Origin of the sequence: Mesorhizobium sp. 113-1-2, from assembly GCF_016756475.1 — a bacterium.
GTDB classification, from domain to species: domain Bacteria; phylum Pseudomonadota; class Alphaproteobacteria; order Rhizobiales; family Rhizobiaceae; genus Mesorhizobium; species Mesorhizobium loti_C.
This window is the reverse complement of the sequence record NZ_AP023242.1, coordinates 637,991-656,638: the sequence shown is the minus strand read 5'-3', so window position 1 is coordinate 656,638 and position 18,648 is coordinate 637,991. Positions and strand designations below refer to the sequence as shown.

Sequence of the window (18,648 nt, the reverse complement as noted above, 5' to 3'; positions counted from 1 at the left end):
ATGAATGATCTGAGCACCATCCTTTCCGAGCCCGTCGCACGACTTGGCGCCTCGACAATCACGCTTGGCCACGCGCTGGCTTTCGCCGTCTTGTTGTTTCTCGGCCTGTTCGTAGCGCTGGTCGTCGCGCTGTGGCGGTCGGCCAAGGCGCGCGCGGTCGCGGCCGCGGAAGCCGCCGACCATGCCCGCGACGCCGAGGCGCGGATGGCCGGCATCTTGCAAAGCCAGGCCGAGATGCAGGGCCGCATGGGGGCCATCGCCGAAGTGTTCGGCGCCCGCCAGGCAGAGCTGACGCAGTCGATTGGCCAACGCCTCGACGCCATGACCGGCCGCATCGGCCAGACGATGACCGAGCAGACCAAATCCACGCATGAGAGCCTGGCCAAACTGCAGGAGCGGCTGGCGATCATCGATGTCGCGCAAGGCAACATCCAGTCGCTTGCCGGCCAGGTCGTGCAGCTGCAGGCGATCCTCTCCAACAAGCAGACGCGCGGTGCCTTCGGCCAGTCGCGCATGGAGGCGATCGTCGCCGACGGCCTGCCGATGGGCGCATACGAATTCCAGGCGACATTGTCGAATGGCAGCCGGCCGGATTGCCTGGTGAAGATGCCGAACGGCGCGCCGTCGCTGGCCATCGATGCCAAGTTTCCGCTGGAAGCCTGGAACGCCATCCGCGCCGCCGATGGCGCCGACCTGCAGAAGGTCGCCTCGCAGGCCTTCCGCCGCGACATCGAGATACATGTCCGCGATATCTCGGAGAAATACCTGATCCAGGGCGAGACGCAGGACACCGCCTTCATGTTCGTGCCGTCGGAATCGGTGTTCGCCGAGATCCACGAAAATTTCGAGGCAATCGTCCACAAGGCGCACCGCGCCCGCGTCGTCATCGTCTCGCCGTCGCTGTTGATGCTGTCGATCCAGGTCATCCAGGCGATCCTCAAGGACGCCCGCATGCGCGAACAGGCGCATCTGATCCAGGGCGAGGTGATCCGGCTGATGGAGGATGTCGCGCGTGTCGACGAGCGCGTGCGCAAGCTGCAGGTGCATTTCGGCCAGTCGGCCAAGGACATCGACGATATTCTGGTCTCGACATCGAAGGTGACCAAGCGCGGCCAGAAGATCGAGGCGCTGGAGTTCGGCGCGCAGGCCGAAGGCGATGCCGCCCCGGACGCGGCGTCACGGGCACCGGCCGCCAAACTCGAGCCCGGCCCGCGCGTCGCCGATTCAAAGACCGGGCAGCTCAGGCTGCGGGTCGTCGAAGGCGACGACTGATCTAGGCGACGGCCACGATGACATGTGCCTGAATTTTGGCGGCAACCGCGCCGTTGCCATGCCTGGCCGCAATCGCGGATGCGGCATAATCCGTCGCGGCGTCTAGTTTGCCCGGATCCCGGGCCTCGATTTCGGTGCGAAGCACCGTTCCCTGGCAATAGGCAACCGCCGGAATGCGCGGCGAGGGCGCACGGCTCTGTTCGGCTCTCGTCTCGATCGCCACATCGGAGAAGCCGGCCTCCTCAAGGTCTCCGCGGATCAGCGCCGTATCGTGGTAGCCATGCGGCGTGCGGGCCAGAAAGCGCGGCGGATCGTTCGGGAAAATCCTGGCCAGCGCGTTGGTCACATCATCGGCAAACACATTCTCCCCGATGCGATCCCATACGTTGAACAAAAAATGTCCGCCGGGCTTCAGCACCCGCCTGGCCTCGCGGTAGGCGGAGGGGCGGCTGGGAAAGAACATCGCGCCGAACTGACAGCAAACGAGATCGAAGGCCGCGTCCTCAAACGGCAGCGCCATGGCATCGGCCTGGCGCCATTGGATGCGACTGTCGGGAGCCTGTCGCGAAGCGGCATAGTCGAGCATCGGCTGGTTGAGGTCGGTCACGACATAGCTTGCGTCAGGGGACAGTTTTGGCGCCAAGGCGCGGGTGACGACCCCGGTGCCGGCGGCGACTTCCAGAACAGCTTTGGGCGAGAAGGACGCCGCTCGCTGTGCGAGGTCCACGGCGAACGGCTCGAAAATCAGCGGCACCATGTAGCGGTCGTAGTTTTCCGGGATCGAGCCGGCAAACAGTTTGTCCGTTTCCAACATCGCTATCACCCGCCCTTTGATGGTGAGCGAGGCTAGCACATAATTGGTGGTTTGGGTCGCGTTCGACCGAGAGGCGGGTGCTACTGGTCTTCCACGATGCTTATGCCATCGAATTCCGGAAGCCAGTGCAAGGCCGACCGGTGCCACTTCTGTTGTGTCGGCACCAGATCCTCGCGTTGCCGCGCCGTGCCCACCCTGATCCCATAGACCTTCGGGCCGTCGCCGACCGAAGTGGCGTAAAGATGCGAACCGCACTCGCCGCAGAAGGCCTGGGCGCGCTTGGCGCCGCTCGATCCGGTCTTGATATAGATTTTTGGCGTGCCCCGGGTGATCCGGTAGTGATCCTCGGGCGCGGGAACGGTGACGCGAAAGGCCGTGCCGGTCAGCTGCTGGCAGTCCGTGCAGTGGCAGATGGAGGTCTTTGCCGGGTCGACCTCCGCCTCATAAGTGATGGCGCCGCAATGGCACCCGCCGTCGATCTTCATGGTCGTTCCTCCGAAATCCGTCGCCAATCTTAGCAAGGCAATGCGACGGGGCAACGGTGCAGTGCTGGTCCAGGATTAGCAATTCCAGGAAAAGTGTGAGCGGTTTTCCGTCCGGAATTGCGCAAAAAAGAGTTAGGATGCGGTTTCGATCAGCTTGCGCCGCTGCTCCCAGGTGCCCGTGGTCTGCGGCTTGACGAACAGCCGCGTGATTTCCGGCATCTCCCTCTTCAGCCGTGCCTCGATGCGTTCGACGCAGGCTTCGATCTCCGGCGCCGCCAGATGGTCCTCGAATTCGATGCTGAGGCCGGCAACGATCTCTTGCGGTCCCAAGTGGACGGTCAGGACGCCGTTCGCCCGCTGCACCGCCGGATCCTGCTGGGCGATCGCCAGCACTTTTCTCTGCACCTCGGGCGAGGCCGGTTCGCCAATCAGCAGGCCTTTGCTTTCACGGGCGAGGAAAATCGCCGTGGCGCCGAGGATGAACGCGATGCCGATCGAGGCGGCGCCGTCGAGCTCCGGCATCTCCAGCAGCTCCGCCGCCAGTATGCCGGCAAAGGCGACGATCAGGCCGAGAAGCGCGGCACTGTCCTCGAACAGCACGGTATAGACGCTCGGGTCCTTGCTCGACTGCACCGCCTGCAGCCAGCCCTGCGTGCCTTTCTCTCGGCGGAACTCCTTCAGCGCCACCATCCAGGAGCTGCCTTCGAACAGGAAGGACAGGCCCAGAACGACATAGTTCACCTTGACGTTGGCGACAGGCTCCGGCGCCATGATGTGGACGATGCCCTCGTAGAACGACACGCCGGCGCCGAGCGCGAAAACCAGCAGCGCGACGATGAAGCTCCAGAAATAGAGTTCGCGGCCATGGCCGAGCGGATGCGTGCGGTCGGCCGGGCGCGCGGCACGATGCATGCCGTAAAGCAGCAGCCCGCCATTGCCGGTATCGACCAGCGAATGCACGCCTTCCGACAGCATCGCCGAGCTGCCGGTGAAGAAGGCGGCGGCGAATTTGGTCAGAGCGATCGCCAGATTGCCGGCGAGCGCCGCATAGATGACCGTTTTGGAGCCGCCATGCCCGGCCATGCAGTGTTGTCCCCTTCAAGGCATAAAGTTGTAGCGGCGCAGCCGCCGAAGCTCCACAGCCATCACAACGCGCCAATCGCCGGGTCGTTCAAAGTCTTCGAATGGGCCGGGACGCTATTCGACGATCTCGTCGGTCCAGACCTTGAAGCTGGCGAGCGTGCCCGGGCCGAAAATATGGGTCAGCGGCACATCCGCAGCGTCACGGCCTGAGGCGATCAGGATGCGGCCGATGCGCGGTGCATTGTTGCGCGGGTCGAAGACGTGCCAGCGGCCGCCGAGATAGACCTCCATCCAGGCAGCGAAATCCATGCTCGACCATGGCTTCGGCATGCCGATATCGCTGATGTAACCGGTGCAGTAGCGCGTCGGGATGTTGAGCGCCCGACAGAAGGTGACGGCGAGATGCGCGAAATCGCGGCACACGCCGCTCTGCTCGCGATAGGTTTCCGCCGCGGTGCGCGTCGGCCTTGCGTTGCCGTAATTGAAGACGATGTGGTTGTGAACGAAATCGCACACCGCTTGCACGCGCGGTATCCCGAGCGGCGTATGGCCGAACAGCCGCCACGCTTCGCTGGCCAAAAGGTCGCTCTCGCAAAACCGGCTGGGCAGCAGGAACAGCAGCGTTTCCGCCGGCAGGTCGCGCACCTCGTGCTGCCAGGCCATCAGCTCGCCCATTTCGAAGGTGCCGGGGGCGCGGATCACCGCATCCGTGCCGAAGGTGAACCGGCCGGGCGGAGCCACGAAGCGGTTGCACCAATTGCCGAAACTGTCGCGATAGCTTTCGATCGGCACCGGCGGGTTCGAAGTCAGGAAATCCGGGCGCTCGAGATCGGAGGCGCGGGAATAGTGGACATTGAGCATCGCGATGAGCGGCGTTTCCTGCGGGAAGTCGAAACTCATCTCGCAGCCGATGTGGATCCGCATTGTCGTCCTGACGGCCTGCCCGACGATCACCCGGCGAATGCGCGGGTCGATGCTGCAGTGCGAAGATGAACATGACACGGACGGCCATGGTTTACGAGCAAATTAGAAACCGGTTGAAAGCAGCCAGACCGAGGCTACGACAGGCGCGCTGCCCCCTTGCGGCAAAGCGTTTCTCTTGTTTCACTTCACGCCCCGCAACTGGAGGAACGAATCATGGCTAAAGGTGCGATGAAGGCAGGCAAGGAAGCCCGCAAGCCGAAGAAGGATGCCAAGAAGCCGGCACCCGCTCCCGCCCTGAAGGCACCGCCGGTCAAGGCGATGCGCATCAAGGAAAAGTAGGCCTCGGCAAGTCAGGTGCGGCAAAATCCCACCGGCGGCGTCAGACAATGCCGCCGGGTTGATCGGGCGTTTGGACACGCCTATGTTCCTGGCGCGGGGACGACCCCGCGCTTCCCCCGAAAATTCGGTCGGGACGACCCGCCACAATGATCAGCATCTGAGGATCGGATCCTGTCTCCGGCGCGATGCTGGATGGAGCGTTCCCGATGTCTTGGATTCTTCTGTTTTTCGCCGGCCTGTTCGAGATCGGCTGGGCGATCGGTCTCAAATACACAGATGGTTTCTCGAAACTGGTGCCGACGGTCCTCACCGTCGCCTCGATGATCGTCAGCCTTACACTACTCGGCCTGGCTTTGAAGGCGCTTCCCGTCGGCACTGCCTATGCGGTCTGGACCGGCATCGGCACCGTCGGCACGGCGCTGCTCGGCATTTGGCTGCTCGGCGAGCCCGCCACCGCGATCCGGCTCGCCTGCATCGCGCTGATCGTCTGCGGTATCATGGGGTTAAAGTTCGCGGCCTGAATGCGTCCAAGCGTCCGCGCGCTCGAACTTGGCCCGAGGGCGCGGCCGCTGGCACGACCTGCCTCAGAGGCTCAACGCGTTGTTTTCACGCAAACGCCTTCAGGGCCGCTGCAAGGCGACCCTGATTCCAAATTTCGAAGCTTGGCCGCTAAGGCGTTAGCGGGCTGAGAAGCCTGGGGGCGTCCTGCCGGTGCGCTGCTTGCGCGCCGCATAGCGTGCGTCGCGTTTCGCCTTGCGTTCGGCTTCGTCAGCCAGCAAACGGGCGATGCGCTCGGTCTCTTCGGCTTCCTTGATCTTCGCTTCAGCCAGTGCCGCCTCTTCGGCCGCAATGCGTGCCGCTTCGGCCGCTGCCTCGCGCTCGGCCTTCTCGACCGCCTCGCGTGCCAGCTTCTCCTGCTTCAGCCTTGCCTTCTCGGCTTCGCGGATTTCGCGGGCCTCGAGGATCGCCTTGCGTTCGGCCTGTCGCGCCAGCACTGCGGGATCGTCTGCCGCCGGCTTTGACTTGAAGCGCTCCAGAAGCGCCTTCTTTGCCTCGTTCGCGGCATTGCGCCGCTCGAAAATGTCTTTTTCCCTGTAGATAGCCAAGTCCACTTCCCTGAAGTCAATTCGCGAGGCTTACATACGCGCGAATGCCGAGAGTTCAAGCGCCAAAACGGTATGCCAGCCATGAAATTCCGTGATGTTGCAGCCGGGAGACGCCTTTCCACCCAAACCGACATGCACTGTTCACCGTCCGCCTCTCTGGCGGCGAGGCGATACGGTCGCTACGTCTAGTGACAAAACCCAACACCAGGATGACATCACATGGAACTCGGTCTCTACACTTTTGCCGACGTCAGCCCGCAGCCCGGCCCCGGCGCCATCGGCCCACATGAGCGCTTGCGCAACCTGATCGAGGAGGTCGAACTGGCCGATCAGGTCGGTCTCGACGTCTTTGGTCTGGGCGAACATCACCGGCCCGATTATGCCGCTTCCGCGCCGGTCGTGGCGCTGGCCGCGGCCGCCGAGCGTTCCAAACGTATTAAGCTGACCAGCGCGGTCACCGTGCTCTCCTCGGACGATCCGGTGCGCGTCTTCCAGCAGTTCGCCACGCTCGATCTCCTGTCGGGTGGCCGTGCCGAGATCATGGCCGGCCGCGGTTCGTTCATCGAATCCTTCCCGCTGTTCGGCTACAATCTCGAGGACTATGACGAGCTCTTCGCCGAGAAGCTCGACCTGCTGCTTGCCATTCGCGATCAGGTGAAGGTCACTTGGTCCGGCAATCTGCGTGCACCGATCAACGACCGCGGCGTCTATCCCCGACCCTTCCAGGACAGGCTGCCGGTCTGGATCGCCATTGGCGGGACGCCACAGTCCGCCGCCCGCGCGGGCGCGCTCGGCTTGCCGCTGGCGCTTGCCATCATCGGCGGCGAGCCGGCGCGCTTCGCGCCGCTGTTCGACCTTTACCGCGAGGCCGCCAAACGCGCCGGCAGTGACCCGGCGGGTCTCGCCACCAGCATCAACGTGCATGGCTTCATTGCCGAGACGACCGAACAGGCGGCCGACGACTTCTACGGCCCGCAGGCCGAAGTGATGAACCGCATCGGTCGCGAGCGCGGCTGGGGCCCGACATCGCGGGCGCATTTCGACCAGTCGCGTGGTCCGAACGGCGCGCTGTTCGTCGGCGGTCCGGAGCAGGTGGCGGAAAAGATCGTCGCCCAGCACAGGATTTTCAACAATGACCGCTTCCTGCTGCAGATGGCGATCGGCACCATGCCGCACGCCAAGATCATGAAGGCGATCGAACTCTACGGCACCAAAGTGGCGCCGATCGTGCGCAAGGAGACGGCGAAATCCGCGCCGGCTGTGGCCGCTGCGCCTGCTGCTTGAACCAGATGAGACAACGGCATGCCTGCGCGGCTGGGCCTGCTGGCTAACGGAACCTTGAGGCCACGCCAGCGTTTTCGATCGGCGGATTGCGCCGATTGCGGTGCGCCGTCGAGGGACCATGATGAAAACCGAACCCGACGCGTTGGCCGCAGGCGTTGCCGAAGCGGCCGAATCGCGCGCCGTGGCGCGAGCCGATACCCATCTGATGCGCTCGCTGCTGGTCGGTATTTTCATCTTCATGACTGTCTATGCGCTCTACTTCGCCCGCGCCTTCTTCATGCCGGTCATGCTGGCTTTCCTGCTCGCGCTGACATTGACGCCGATCGTGCGGCTGCTGCGCAAGCGCGGCATTCCCGAAGTGGTTTCGGCGACCCTGCTGGTATTGCTGTCGATCGCCCTCTTTGCCAGTGCCGGCTACCTGCTCAGTGGTCCGGTCATCGATCTCCTCAACAACACCTCGTCGATCGGCCAGCAGCTCACCGAGCGGCTGGCGCAATTGCGGCGTCCGCTGGAAAGGATCATGCAGATCTCGCATCAGGTCGAACAGATGACCGAGACCTCGCAGGAGCCGGGCATCCAGAAAGTCGCGGTCGCCCAGTCCGGCATCCTGTCGTCGGCCGCCAGCAATATCCTGTCGGCGGGGACAAGCCTCACCATCATCTTCGTGCTGTCGCTGTTCCTGCTCTCCTCGGGCACGATGTTCTACGAGAAGATCATCCAGTCCTTTGCCAGCCTCAGCGAGAAGAAGCGGGCGCTGCGCGTCGTCTATGACGTCGAGCGTGAAATCTCGCACTATCTGCTCACCGTCACCATCATCAATGCCGGTCTCGGCACCGTCATCGGCCTTGGCCTGTGGGCGCTCGGCATGCCCAACCCGCTGGTCTGGGGCGTCGCCGCCGCCCTATTCAACTTCCTGCCCTATGTCGGCGCGTTGCTGACCATCGTGCTGGTCGCGGTGATGGCGCTGATCAGCTTCGACACCATTTCCTACGCACTGCTGGCGCCGGCCTTCGTGCTGTTGTGCGATGTCGTCGAAGGCCAGTTCGTGACCCCGATGGTGGTCGGCAGGCGCCTGGAGATCAACGCCGTGGCGATCTTCATCGCCATCGCTTTCTGGTCGTGGCTATGGGGTTTCGTCGGCGCGCTGATGGCGGTGCCGCTGCTGGTCGTCATAAAAGTGTTCTGCGACCATTTCGAGGGGCTTGGCCATGTCGGCAATTTCCTCGCCGCGCAGCAAACCGCCGTGGTGGAAGACGAACCCGTCGAGGAGAACAACAAGGCCGCCGCGTAGCCAACTCGCTGTGTTTGCGGCGCCCGGACCGAATGCCTATATCCGGCCGGACAATGGCCGGTGCCCCTTCCCGATGAACGACGTTTCCTTCGACCTCGACGCCTATCTCGCTCGCATCGGTTACGCCGGTCCGCGGGACGCATCGCTGGATACGCTTAAGGCGCTGCATTTCCTGCATCCGCAGGCGATCCCCTTCGAGAACATCGATTCGTTTCTTGGCCAGCCCGTTCGGCTCGACATTGCTTCGCTGCAGGACAAGATCGTCCTTGGCGGGCGTGGCGGCTATTGCTTCGAGCACAATTTGCTCCTCATGCACGCGCTGAAGGCGCTTGGTTTCGAGGTCGGCGGCCTGGCCGCGCGTGTGCTTTGGGGCCATGGCGAGGACGCCATCACCGCGCGAAGCCACATGCTGCTGCGGATCGAGTTCCATGGCCGAACCTATATCGCCGATGTCGGCTTCGGCGGCCTGACCCTGACCGCGCCGCTGCTGCTCGAGCCGGGCCTCGAACAGGCGACACCGCACGAGACCTTCCGCATCGTCGAGGCCGGCGATCACTTCCGCCTGCAGGCCGCCATCAGCGGCGACTGGCGCTCGCTCTACCGCTTCGACCTGCAGCCGCAATATGAGGTCGATTATTCCATCGCCAACTACTTCCTGTCGACCAGCCCGACATCACATTTCCTAGGCACTGTCATCGCGGCGCGCGCCGCGCCCGACCGGCGTTACGCGTTGCGCGGCAACCGCCTGTCGATCCATCACCTTGGCGGCCGCACCGAGCAGACAGAGATAGCCACCGCCGCCGAACTCGCCGACACGCTGGAAGCCCAGCTCGGCATCATCATTCCCGACCGCACGGCTTTCGAGGCCAAAGTGCGTGAGAAAAAGATCGTGGAGACCAACGCATGACCGAACTGTCCGTTCTCGACCTGTCGCCGATCGTCGAGGGCAGCAACGCCTCGCAGTCGCTGGCCAACTCGCTCGATCTCGCCCGCCGTGCCGAACAGCTGGGCTACAAGCGCTACTGGCTGGCCGAGCATCACAACATGCCGGGCATCGCGAGCGCCGCCACATCGGTCGTCATCGCCCATGTCGCCGGCGGCACCAAAACCATTCGCGTCGGCGCCGGCGGCATCATGCTGCCCAACCATGCGCCACTGGTCATCGCAGAGCAGTTCGGCACGCTGGCCGCCCTGTTTCCCGGCCGCATCGATCTGGGCTTGGGCCGGGCTCCCGGCACCGACATGAACACCGCGCGCGCCTTGCGCCGCAACCTCGAGGCCGGCGCCGACAATTTCCCGCAGGATGTCGTCGAGCTGATGGGCTATTTCCTCCCCGCCGAGGAAGGCCAGCGCTTGCGCGCCGTGCCGGGCGAGGGCCAGAGCGTGCCGATCTGGATACTCGGCTCCAGCCTCTATGGCGCGCAGCTCGCCGCCATGCTCGGCCTACCCTATGCCTTCGCCTCGCATTTCGCGCCGGCCGAACTCGATCACGCGCTGGACATCTACCGCTCGCGTTTCCAGCCGTCGGAACAGCTCGACAAGCCGCATGTCATGCTCGGCCTCAACGTTTTCGCCGCGCCCACCGATGCCGAGGCGCGGCTGCTGTTCACCTCGCTGCAGCAGGCCTTCGTCAATCTGCGCACCGGTCGGCCGGGAAGACTGCCGCCGCCGGTCGAGAACTATGACCGCGATCTCGACCCGATGGCCAAGACCATGCTCGGCCAGGCCTTGTCCTGCGCCGTCGTCGGCTCTCCCGAGACGGTCCGCCAGGGCATCGACGCCTTCGTGCGCCGCACCGGCGCCGACGAGCTGATGGTCACCGCGCAGATCTTCGATCATGCGGCGCGGGTGCGGTCGTTCGAGATCCTGGCTGACGCTCACAAATCGCTGTCGCAGGCGGCCTGACATTTATCCGCCAGGTGCTTTTGCCTGCAGCGATGCTCTGCTAAGTGCGGCGCATCCCCAGGCAAGAGCGAGCCTTCCCGTGACACATGATCTTGACGCCCGCACGCAGTCTGCCATCGATCTGGCGCGACGCGCCGGCGAACTCGGCCTCGAATATTTCCGCGATCTGGAAAGCCTGGCCATCGAGAGCAAGGGCCATCAGGACCTGGTCTCGCAAGCCGACCGTGAGGTCGAGCTGTTCATCCGCGCGGCGATCGCCAAGGACTATCCGCAAGACGGCATTGTCGGCGAGGAGCATGCCTCGGTTGCCGGCTCGACCGGCTATGCCTGGGTCATCGACCCCATCGACGGCACCGCCAATTTCGTGCGCGGCATTCCGGCCTGGTGTGTGGTGATCGCTTGCGCAAAGGACGGGGAGACGGTCGTCGGCGTCATCCACGAACCGTCGACCGGCGAGACCTTTCACGGCAGGCTCGGCGGCGGCGCCTTCGTCAACGGCAGGCCGATCAAGGCAAGTGCCGCGACCAGCCTGGAAGAAGGCTCGGTGGGGACCGGATTCTCGAACCGGGCCGAGGCCGAGAACATCGCCGTGCTGATCAAGAAGATCCTCGCCGAAGGCGGCGTCTTCTTCCGCAATGCGTCCGGCGCCCTGATGTTGGCCTATGTCGCCTCGGGCCGGCTGCTTGGCTATGTCGAGGAACACATGAATGCCTGGGACTGCCTGGCCGGCATGCTGCTGATCGAGGAGGCCGGCGGTACCGTTCTGAAGGCGGATCCCAGGACGGTGCTGCAGAGCGGGACGCAAGTCATCACGGGCGGCAAGGGCGTCTTTTCGAAGCTGCAGGCGCTTTGTTCCGGGGTGTTCGCGGTTTAAGCGCTCACGCTCTGCGCGATTGCCCCCAGCGGCCGGCACGAATTGCGGATCACCAATCGGCCCTACGCCAGCTTGGCCAGCAGCTTCATGAAGGTGGCGATCTCCTTGGCCGAGAGCGGCGCCAGCGTTTCCCTGGTGATCTCGCGCGCCAGCGGGATCAGGCGTTCGATGGCGTCGCGGCCTTCGGCGGTCAGATTGACCAGCAGCCGCCTTTTGTCGACCTCATGCTTGGAAAGCTCGACCAGGCCGCGCGCCTTCAGCCGGTCGATAACACCTTTCACCGTCGCGGCATCCATCGCGATCAGCGTGCCGAGCTGGTTCTGCGAGGTCTCGCCGACATCGCGCAGCTTGGCGAGCGCGGCGAATTGCGGCGGCGTCAGGTCGCCGATATGCGCGGCGAAGATCGAGACATGGCGCTGGTGCGCCTTGCGCAGGATGAAGCCGACCTGCTCCTGCAGGAGGTAATCCTGCTCCTCGGGCTCCTCGGCCTCGACCAGCTTGAGCTCCCCGCCGCTCACCGCAGCCCGTCCCAGGCCTTGATGTCGGCTGCCGCCAACCCGCCCATGCGGTTGTGAACCCGCGGCCCGCAGGTCATGGCGAGGCAAAACAGGATCTCGTCCGGGCGCGGACCGTCGCTGATGCCGACTTCCATGGCGTCGAAATGGCTGCGCACATAGGCGGCGTTGATGTGGCCGAGCGGCACGTCGAGCTTCGAGCCGAAGGCGCCGACTTTCTTGGCCGACGGCACGATCGCCTTGGCGTCGCCGAGCCGCTCGCGCATGGCGTAGCCGCCGGGCACATGCCAGAGCGCGCCATGCTCCAGCTCGCCCGCCGTGCCGACGATGGCGCCCTTGCCGTAGCCATCGATCTGCTTGACGTCGCCGCCCAAGGCGGCGATCAGCCTGTCGGAAAGCAGCAGGCCAAGTGGCTTCAGATCGTCCATGGCGCTCTGCAGATCCTCGACATAGCGCCCGGCGAACGGGTTCTTGACCACGGCCATGGCCGCCGCGCGCCGGCGCGGCACTTGCGCCACCGGCCCGCCCTCATGAAAGATCTCTTCGCTCAGCACCGCGATCTTGCGGATCGGAAACTCAGGCATGGGCAACGTCCTCCCTCGGATTTTTGTTGGGCGCGGCAAGCGCAACCGAGCCACTGATGCGGGCCTCACCGCCAAGAAACAGCGCCGATCCGGCAATCAGCCCGCGCCGGCGAAAATCTTCGGCGACGGCAAGGCCATTGTCCAGCGCCCGCGCCACCTCGCCAGGCGCAAGCGTCCCGACGCCCTGCGTCACCAGCCGCGCGCCGAGGTCGCTGTCGGGCGAAAGTTCACGTGCGGGAATGCGCTTGATGGCGGGATTGCCGGGCAGGTCCACCGCATTGGCAATCAGCGTCGCCGCCGCATCGGCCTCGGCGCCGGTCCGCGCCAGCACGGTGACGGCGTCGGCAATGCCAAGCGAGAAGGAACGGCCACGCCAGCCGCTGGTGGCGACGCCGCGAACGCCATCTTCCGCGCGGATCGTGATCCGGTCGGCCATGCCATTGCCGGTGCCGGCGACCGCCAGGCCCATCGATCGGCCCTTGCCGATGTGAAGGGCGCTGTCGCCGCCATTGTTGACATAGGCGCGCTCGAGCTTGCGGCCGGCAAGCAATGCGGCGAGCATTTCGTCGGCTACCGATCCCGCAACGGCCGCCATCGGTGTGATGAAACATTCCGCCAGCGGCATGACGGCCGCTTCCATGCGGCGCGCTGTCGGCCCGTCGAAGGCGCGCGGCGCCAGGAAAAATGCCGGGAGCCGCAATTCGGGAAGCTCTCTGACCAGCTCGATCAGGATCGTCTGGAACCGTGCGATGGCTTGCTCATAGGCCAGGCGGCATTCCCGCGCCTCGCCGAAGGCCTCGACGATCAGGTCGATCGGCCCATGGTTGAGATGCAGCCGCTTGCCGTCCTGCAGCCAATGCGCCTGCGGGCCGTCCATCGTCAGGCTCCGTTCGACAGGGCGCGCCGCAATTGCGCTAGCGGCGGCCAGGGATTGTCGGACGGCGCGCCGGTGCCGCGGCGCGGGTTGAGGTATTCGCCACCCTTGGCGACGATATCCTCGACACTGCGGATCTCGGCCTCGTAGCCGCCCAGCCTCACATAGTCGTCGCGGCGCAGAGTGAATTCGATCGGCGCCACCAGCGCCGGTGTCGGCACATAGCCGAAGGCGCCTTCCGGCACGCGCGTCACGTCGACCATCAGCGTGATGCCGCCGCCCGGCCAGACATAGACCGGCGCGCCGCCGACCGTCACATAGGTCTTCAGGCCCTGCACCGACCGGGTGAGATTGACCGGGTTTTCGGTGACGCCGGCGCGCAGCGAACCACCGGCACCGCCGATAAACAGCACCGTGCACAAAGCCGGCTCGCAATTGTCCTCGATCAGATTGACCGACTTCTGCAGCCGCTCCGGAAATGGCTTTTCGACCGGCTTCAATTCGTCGTCGAGTTCGTAGTAGGCGAACTGCTCGCCGGTGGTCGAAACCATCAGCAGCGACAGGCCCGGCCGCGCGCCCTTCTTGGCGTTCCATTCCCCGAGGATCGACAGCGGGTCGGAAATCGAGGTGCCGCCCCAGCCGAGGCCGGGCTCGGAGACCTTGAAATAGCGGCCCGGCGTCGAGCGGCGGCCAATGATTTTGATCCCCGTATCCTGCCAACCCAGCACCTTGCCGGCCTGATGCTCGGAGACGACGCCGGTGATATGGTCGTCGACCACCACCACCTCGTCGACCAGCCCGCGCCATTGCGTGGCGAACATGCCGATCGTGGCCGAGCCGCAGCCAACGCGCATGCGGTGCTCCTGCTTGCCGTCGATGACAGGTGGTTTTCCGGCTTCGACGATGATGGTGGCGCCGCCGTCTATGGTCAGTTCCACCGGCTTGCGGTTGCACAGATTGAGCAGCGCGTCGCAGGTGGCGCGGCCTTCCGCCTTGGAGCCGCCGGTCAAATGATGCACGCCGCCCAGCGACAGCATCTGCGAACCATACTCGCCCGTGGTGACATGGCCGATCGCCTCGCCCTGCGAGCGCACGACAGCCGTTTCGGGTCCAAGATGACGGTCGGTGTCGATCTTCACCTTGACGCCGCAATACGAAAAAATGCCTTCGGTGACGACGGTGACGAGATCGACGCCCTCGACTTCCTGGCTGACGATGAACGGCGCCGGTTTGTAGTCCGGATAAGTGGTGCCGGCGCCTATTGCCGTGACGAAGCGGCGCCCGGTGTTGACCAGTTCGCCATCCCATGCCTCACCTTCGGCAACGAAAGGCACGATTGCCGCGCCGGTTTCTGCCGCATGGTCGAGAATGGTCAGCGGATCCATGCGCACGATCCGGCCGCCGGAATTGCCATAGCGGTCGCAGGCGCCGGTGCGGCCATCGGCGATGTAGCACATGACCGGGCAGGCATCGCAGCGGATCTTCTCCGCCACCTGCTTCTCGCCGGGATCATGGGTCTCGAAACGCTCGGCAAGCTCGCTCATGCGCGTGCCTCCTTTTCGCGGATACCATCTTTTTCACGGATGCCAGCGCGGATACGCGTCGGCGTCGCCGGAACCTTGGTGACCAGCACGCCGGTGGCGTGGCGGATGGCGTTGAGGATCGCCGGCGCCGTCGGGATCAGCACATGCTCGCCCAGCCCCTTCGCGCCGAACGGCCCCTCGGGATCGGGAACCTCGACCAGAATGGTCTCGATCGGCGGCACGTCGCCTATGGTCGGGATGAGATAATCGTGCAAATTCTCGGTGCGGCCGGGAATGTACTCTTCCATCAGCGCCATGCCGATGCCTTGGGCGATGCCGCCCTCGATCTGGCCCTCGACCAGCAGCGGGTTGATCGCCTTGCCGACATCATGCGCGGCGGTGATTTTCAGCAGCTTCACCGTGCCAAGCTTGAGATCGACCTCGAGTTCGGCGATCTGCGCGCCGTAGCCATAGAGGGCATAGGGCTTGCCCTGGCCCTTGGCGTCGAGCGGCAGTGTCGGCGGGTCATAGGTCTCCTCGGCACGGAAGACGAAGCCGTCGGCGTCCACATCGAGCGTAGCGAGATCGATGCGGCGGATGGCCTCGCCCTCGCGGATGACAATCGCCGCGCCGTCAAGTTGCAGAGACGCCTTTTCGGAGACATTGGCAAAACGCAGGATCTTGTCGCGCAAGGCGCGGCCGGCTTTTTCGGCCGCCTTGCCGGTCACAAAAGTCTGGCGCGAGGCGGACGTCTTGCCGGCATCGGGGCTGATCGCCGTATCGGCGCTCTTCAGCCGGAATTTTTCCAGCGGCAGGCCAAGCGCGTCGGCGCAGATCTGGGTGATGACGGTGTTGGAGCCCTGGCCGATATCGACGGCGCCCTGGTGCAGGATGACGTCACCCGAAGCCACGATGCCGACGCGGATGGTCGACGGGTTCGGCAGCGAAGTGTTGCCGCAGCCATACCAGCAGGACGCCACGCCAACGCCACGCTTTTTGTCCACATGAGCACTGTTGAAAGCATCCACGTCAGCCGTCGCACGCGCCCAATGCGGCCGCAACGCCTCGAGGCATTCGGCAATACCGACGCCGGACTCCAGCCTCTGCCCGGTAACCGTTTCGGAGCCGTTCCGAAGGCAGTTTCTCAGGCGAAAATCGAGCCGGTCGATGCCGAGTTTGCCGGCCAGCTCATCATAGAGCGTCTCCTGCATGATCGTCGCTTGCGGCACGCCGAAGCCACGGAAGGCACCGGAGATCGGCCCATGCGTGTGGATGGCGCGGCCCTCGGCGCGGTAGTTCGGTGTCGCATAAGGGCCGGAGGCATGCACCGGCACGCGGTTGGCCACGGTCGGCCCCCAGCTAGCATAGGCGCCGGTGTTGAAATCGCCGGCAAAGATCATGCCGGTGACATGGCCTTCGGCATCCGCGCCGATGGTCGCCTTCATCTCGGCCGGATGGCGCTTGGTGGTCGACATCATCGATTCGTTGCGGGTGTAGGTGAGCGCCGCCGCCCGGCCGGTCTTGAGCGCCACAAGGCCTATCAGCGGCTGCAGCGAAACGTCGAGTTTCGAGCCGAAACCACCGCCGGTCGCCGTCGGCACAATGCGCACCTTGTCGACGGGCAGGCCGAGTACTTTCGCGGTGTCGTCGCGGTCCATATAGGGCGCCTGGGTGCAGGCGACGACGACCAGCGTGTCGCCGTCCAGATAGGCATAGCCGGCTTCCGGCTCGATATAGGCGTGCTCGACATAGGACGTGTCGATCGCGCCGGTCACCGTCACGGCTGCATTGGCAAGGGCCGCCTCGGGATCGCCGCGCTCGACGAAGCCCTTGGTCAATAAATTGGCTGGGCGGTTGCCGTGGATCAGGGCAGCGCCGCTGGCCTGCGCGTCGGCGGGTTGGAGAAAGTGCGGCAGTTCGGTCCAGCGGATCGGGAAATCCGACAAATCGAGATCGAGGATCGCCTCGCGCTCGCCGGCAACCAGCGCCACCGCCTCGCCGCGAAGCCGCGCAAATCCCTCGGCCAGCGCCGGCTGGTCGGCGAATGGACCGATCACGCCAAAACAGTTTTTGCCCGGAATGTCGGCCGCGGTGAAGACACCAACGACGCCGGGATGCGCTTTGGCCCAGCCGTCGAGATCGCCGAAGGCGAAGCTGGCGTGATAATGCGGCGAACGGACCACCAGCACGGCAAGCGCATCGGCCGGGAAGGAATCGCTGCCGAATTTCTCAGCCCCGGTCACCTTTGGCAGGCCGTCGAGCCTGACGGGCGACGCGCCGATCGCATGACCGGACTGAGGCAGGCGGAAATCGAGACCTGCCACTTGCGAGGAAGCCTCCATCACCGCCGCGATGATCTTCCGGTAGCCGGTACAGCGACACAAAATACCGCCCAGCGCATCCTGCACCTCGGTCTCGGTCGGTCTGGATTTCGTATCCAGCAGCGCTGTTGCCGCGACCAGCAGCGCCGGCGTGCAGATGCCGCATTGCGCCGCGCCATGGGCGAGGAAAGAGGCCTGCAGCGCTGACAGCCGGCCATTGGCGAGCCCCTCCACTGTTGTCACCGAAGCACCGGCGGCCGAGGCCGCAGGCATCAGGCAAGCGCAGACCGGATCGCCGTCGACCAGCACCGTACAGGCGCCGCAATCACCGGCGTCGCAGCCAACCTTGGTGCCGGTGAGCCGCAACTCGTCACGCAGCACCTGGGACAGCCGGCGCAGCGGCGGCACGTTGATCGAGACGGCGGCGCCATTGACCGCGAAGGCAATGTCTGTTCGTTCAAAGCCGAGGCCAGGCGGGACCCTACCCAGTTCGAGCTGAGCTTCATCCACTTCAGGCAGAACCTGGTTCATGTCAGGCTGAGCTTGTCTCATGCCGCCGCCACCATATGATCGTTTGTCGGTCCGGCCGCCGTCAGCACGGCCCGCGCGACGATCTCGCGCACGGCATCCAGCCGATACTCAGCGCTGCCACGCACATCGGCGATCGGCGACAGTTCCGTCATCGGCGCGGACTGGATCGCATCGGCGAACCCATGATCGGCCGGCAACCCGCGTATCGCGGCCTCGACGCCGGCAAGCCGCTTGGCGACAGCCGAACATGATCCCACGGCAATCGCCGCTTCAATGACAGTGCCGTTCTCCACGACCAGACGCGCCGCCACCATGGCAATGGAAATGACGAGGTAGCGCCGTGCGCCGAGCTTGACGAAGGCGGACGTGCCGCTGGCGGCAGGCTTCGGCACGCGGATGGCTGTGACCATTTCGCCAGGCTGCATGGCCGTGCGGCGGTTGCCGAGAATGAAATCCGGCAAAGGCAGATGGCGCGTCGTCGTTGCCGAACGCAGCTCGACCTCGGCGTCAAGCACGAGCAGGCCAGGCACGCCATCGGCGGCCGGTGAGGCGTTGCAGAGATTGCCGGCGACGGAAGCGACGTTCTGGATTTGCGGTGAACCGACCTCGCGCGCGACCTGTTTCAGCGCGTCGAAGGCTGGCGGCAAGGGATGGCGGATGATGTCTGTCCACGTCGTGCGCGCGCCGATGACAAAATGGTCATCCGTCTCGGCGATGCCGCGCAGCGCCGCGAGGCCGTTGATGTCGAGGACATTGTCGCGGAACGGCTTCGCGCCTTGCGCCGGATAGAAATCCGTACCGCCGGCAAGAACGCGCCACGCGCCCTCGCCAAGCAGCGCGAGCGCCTCGTCGACTGTGGTGGGTTTCGCGTAACGGATCACGCTTTGCCTTCCCAGAGAGTGGGCCTTCCCCGAAATGGCCCT

At 64.8% G+C, this 18,648-nt stretch carries 19 protein-coding genes; 8 read left to right on the top strand and 11 right to left on the bottom strand.

Annotation, left to right across the window (positions count from 1 at the left end; genetic code table 11):
• Complete coding sequence (locus JN279_RS03035; RefSeq protein ID WP_096452472.1) at positions 1-1,272, top strand: DNA recombination protein RmuC; 1,272 nt, start codon at positions 1-3, stop codon at positions 1,270-1,272.
• A 1-nt stretch (position 1,273) separates the two neighbouring features.
• Here JN279_RS03035 and JN279_RS03030 read toward each other — a convergent pair whose 3' ends face one another.
• The 4 genes from JN279_RS03030 to JN279_RS03015 form a co-directional block, all read right to left on the bottom strand.
• On the bottom strand, positions 1,274-2,086 hold the full coding sequence (locus JN279_RS03030) for a class I SAM-dependent methyltransferase (RefSeq protein WP_096452474.1): 813 nt from the start codon (positions 2,084-2,086) through the stop codon (positions 1,274-1,276).
• 80 nt (positions 2,087-2,166) lie between these two features.
• Positions 2,167-2,571: a GFA family protein gene (locus JN279_RS03025; protein ID WP_096452476.1), complete on the bottom strand. Its 405-nt coding sequence runs from the start codon at positions 2,569-2,571 to the stop codon at positions 2,167-2,169.
• 132 nt (positions 2,572-2,703) lie between these two features.
• Positions 2,704-3,654, bottom strand: coding sequence for a cation diffusion facilitator family transporter (locus JN279_RS03020; RefSeq protein WP_096452478.1), 951 nt, complete (start codon positions 3,652-3,654; stop codon positions 2,704-2,706).
• Between the two features lie 114 nt (positions 3,655-3,768).
• On the bottom strand, positions 3,769-4,578 hold the full coding sequence (locus JN279_RS03015) for a transglutaminase-like domain-containing protein (RefSeq protein WP_096458257.1): 810 nt from the start codon (positions 4,576-4,578) through the stop codon (positions 3,769-3,771).
• Positions 4,579-4,791: 213 nt separating this feature from the next.
• On the opposite strand from JN279_RS03015, the gene JN279_RS38650 reads away from it, so the two are divergent.
• Both JN279_RS38650 and sugE read left to right on the top strand, forming a co-directional pair.
• Positions 4,792-4,917, top strand: a complete 126-nt coding sequence (locus tag JN279_RS38650; protein ID WP_013891842.1) for a hypothetical protein — start codon at positions 4,792-4,794, stop codon at positions 4,915-4,917.
• Between the two features lie 206 nt (positions 4,918-5,123).
• Entirely contained in the window at positions 5,124-5,438 is a 315-nt protein-coding gene (gene sugE, locus JN279_RS03010; protein ID WP_064990686.1) for a quaternary ammonium compound efflux SMR transporter SugE, read from the top strand.
• Positions 5,439-5,594: 156 nt separating this feature from the next.
• On the opposite strand, the gene JN279_RS03005 is transcribed toward sugE, so the two are convergent.
• The gene (locus JN279_RS03005) at positions 5,595-6,023 is read right to left on the bottom strand and encodes a DUF6481 family protein (RefSeq protein ID WP_064990121.1); all 429 of its coding nucleotides are present in this window, start codon (positions 6,021-6,023) and stop codon (positions 5,595-5,597) included.
• 219 nt (positions 6,024-6,242) lie between these two features.
• Between JN279_RS03005 and JN279_RS03000 the strand changes: the two genes are divergently transcribed.
• From JN279_RS03000 to JN279_RS02980, 5 genes are all read left to right on the top strand, one after another.
• Positions 6,243-7,307, top strand: a complete 1,065-nt coding sequence (locus JN279_RS03000; protein WP_096452480.1) for an LLM class flavin-dependent oxidoreductase — start codon at positions 6,243-6,245, stop codon at positions 7,305-7,307.
• Positions 7,308-7,428: 121 nt separating this feature from the next.
• On the top strand, positions 7,429-8,598 hold the full coding sequence (locus tag JN279_RS02995) for an AI-2E family transporter (protein WP_096458260.1): 1,170 nt from the start codon (positions 7,429-7,431) through the stop codon (positions 8,596-8,598).
• A 73-nt stretch (positions 8,599-8,671) separates the two neighbouring features.
• Complete coding sequence (locus JN279_RS02990) at positions 8,672-9,505, top strand: arylamine N-acetyltransferase family protein (protein ID WP_096458262.1); 834 nt, start codon at positions 8,672-8,674, stop codon at positions 9,503-9,505.
• Positions 9,502-10,503 (top strand): LLM class flavin-dependent oxidoreductase, encoded by a 1,002-nt coding sequence (locus tag JN279_RS02985; RefSeq protein WP_096452482.1) that lies wholly within the window; start codon positions 9,502-9,504, stop codon positions 10,501-10,503. Before JN279_RS02990 ends, JN279_RS02985 begins: the two co-directional genes overlap by 4 nt.
• Positions 10,504-10,582: 79 nt before the next feature.
• Positions 10,583-11,377: an inositol monophosphatase family protein gene (locus JN279_RS02980; RefSeq protein WP_202351955.1), complete on the top strand. Its 795-nt coding sequence runs from the start codon at positions 10,583-10,585 to the stop codon at positions 11,375-11,377.
• Positions 11,378-11,439: 62 nt separating this feature from the next.
• Here the strand turns inward: JN279_RS02980 and JN279_RS02975 are convergent, their stop codons facing one another.
• The 6 genes from JN279_RS02975 to JN279_RS02950 are packed head-to-tail and all read right to left on the bottom strand — an operon-like array spanning position 11,440 to position 18,606.
• Positions 11,440-11,895 carry a MarR family winged helix-turn-helix transcriptional regulator gene (locus JN279_RS02975; RefSeq protein ID WP_096452488.1) on the bottom strand — a complete coding sequence of 152 codons (456 nt, stop codon included), beginning with the start codon at positions 11,893-11,895 and terminating at the stop codon, positions 11,440-11,442.
• Complete coding sequence (locus JN279_RS02970; RefSeq protein WP_202351954.1) at positions 11,892-12,476, bottom strand: amino acid synthesis family protein; 585 nt, start codon at positions 12,474-12,476, stop codon at positions 11,892-11,894. Before JN279_RS02970 ends, JN279_RS02975 begins: the two co-directional genes overlap by 4 nt.
• Positions 12,469-13,353, bottom strand: a complete 885-nt coding sequence (locus tag JN279_RS02965) for a UPF0280 family protein (RefSeq protein WP_202351953.1) — start codon at positions 13,351-13,353, stop codon at positions 12,469-12,471. Before JN279_RS02965 ends, JN279_RS02970 begins: the two co-directional genes overlap by 8 nt.
• Before the next feature lie 2 nt (positions 13,354-13,355).
• Positions 13,356-14,894 carry a 6-hydroxynicotinate reductase gene (locus JN279_RS02960; RefSeq protein ID WP_202351952.1) on the bottom strand — a complete coding sequence of 513 codons (1,539 nt, stop codon included), beginning with the start codon at positions 14,892-14,894 and terminating at the stop codon, positions 13,356-13,358.
• The gene (locus tag JN279_RS02955; RefSeq protein WP_202353630.1) at positions 14,891-17,725 is read right to left on the bottom strand and encodes a molybdopterin-dependent oxidoreductase; all 2,835 of its coding nucleotides are present in this window, start codon (positions 17,723-17,725) and stop codon (positions 14,891-14,893) included. The genes JN279_RS02960 and JN279_RS02955 overlap by 4 nt, the downstream gene beginning before the upstream one ends.
• Before the next feature lie 17 nt (positions 17,726-17,742).
• A complete protein-coding gene (locus tag JN279_RS02950) occupies positions 17,743-18,606 on the bottom strand; it encodes an FAD binding domain-containing protein (RefSeq protein ID WP_202351951.1) in 864 nt (287 codons plus the stop codon).
• Between the last annotated feature and the right edge of the window lie 42 nt (positions 18,607-18,648).

Bases quoted from the DNA above. Each gene is read 5' to 3' on its own strand.
- JN279_RS03015 (WP_096458257.1), bottom strand. From the start codon at position 4,578: ATGCGGATCCACATCGGCTGCGAGATGAGTTTCGACTTCCCGCAGGAA.
- JN279_RS02955 (WP_202353630.1), bottom strand. From the start codon at position 17,725: ATGAACCAGGTTCTGCCTGAAGTGGATGAAGCTCAGCTCGAACTGGGT.
- JN279_RS38650 (WP_013891842.1), top strand. From the start codon at position 4,792: ATGGCTAAAGGTGCGATGAAGGCAGGCAAGGAAGCCCGCAAGCCGAAG.
- JN279_RS03025 (WP_096452476.1), bottom strand. From the start codon at position 2,571: ATGAAGATCGACGGCGGGTGCCATTGCGGCGCCATCACTTATGAGGCG.
- JN279_RS03020 (WP_096452478.1), bottom strand. From the start codon at position 3,654: ATGGCCGGGCATGGCGGCTCCAAAACGGTCATCTATGCGGCGCTCGCC.
- sugE (WP_064990686.1), top strand. From the start codon at position 5,124: ATGTCTTGGATTCTTCTGTTTTTCGCCGGCCTGTTCGAGATCGGCTGG.
- JN279_RS02965 (WP_202351953.1), bottom strand. From the start codon at position 13,353: ATGGACGGCCCGCAGGCGCATTGGCTGCAGGACGGCAAGCGGCTGCAT.
- JN279_RS03000 (WP_096452480.1), top strand. From the start codon at position 6,243: ATGGAACTCGGTCTCTACACTTTTGCCGACGTCAGCCCGCAGCCCGGC.
- JN279_RS02995 (WP_096458260.1), top strand. From the start codon at position 7,429: ATGAAAACCGAACCCGACGCGTTGGCCGCAGGCGTTGCCGAAGCGGCC.
- JN279_RS03030 (WP_096452474.1), bottom strand. From the start codon at position 2,086: ATGTTGGAAACGGACAAACTGTTTGCCGGCTCGATCCCGGAAAACTAC.
- JN279_RS02990 (WP_096458262.1), top strand. From the start codon at position 8,672: ATGAACGACGTTTCCTTCGACCTCGACGCCTATCTCGCTCGCATCGGT.
- JN279_RS02970 (WP_202351954.1), bottom strand. From the start codon at position 12,476: ATGCCTGAGTTTCCGATCCGCAAGATCGCGGTGCTGAGCGAAGAGATC.
- JN279_RS02985 (WP_096452482.1), top strand. From the start codon at position 9,502: ATGACCGAACTGTCCGTTCTCGACCTGTCGCCGATCGTCGAGGGCAGC.
- JN279_RS03035 (WP_096452472.1), top strand. From the start codon at position 1: ATGAATGATCTGAGCACCATCCTTTCCGAGCCCGTCGCACGACTTGGC.
- JN279_RS02960 (WP_202351952.1), bottom strand. From the start codon at position 14,894: ATGAGCGAGCTTGCCGAGCGTTTCGAGACCCATGATCCCGGCGAGAAG.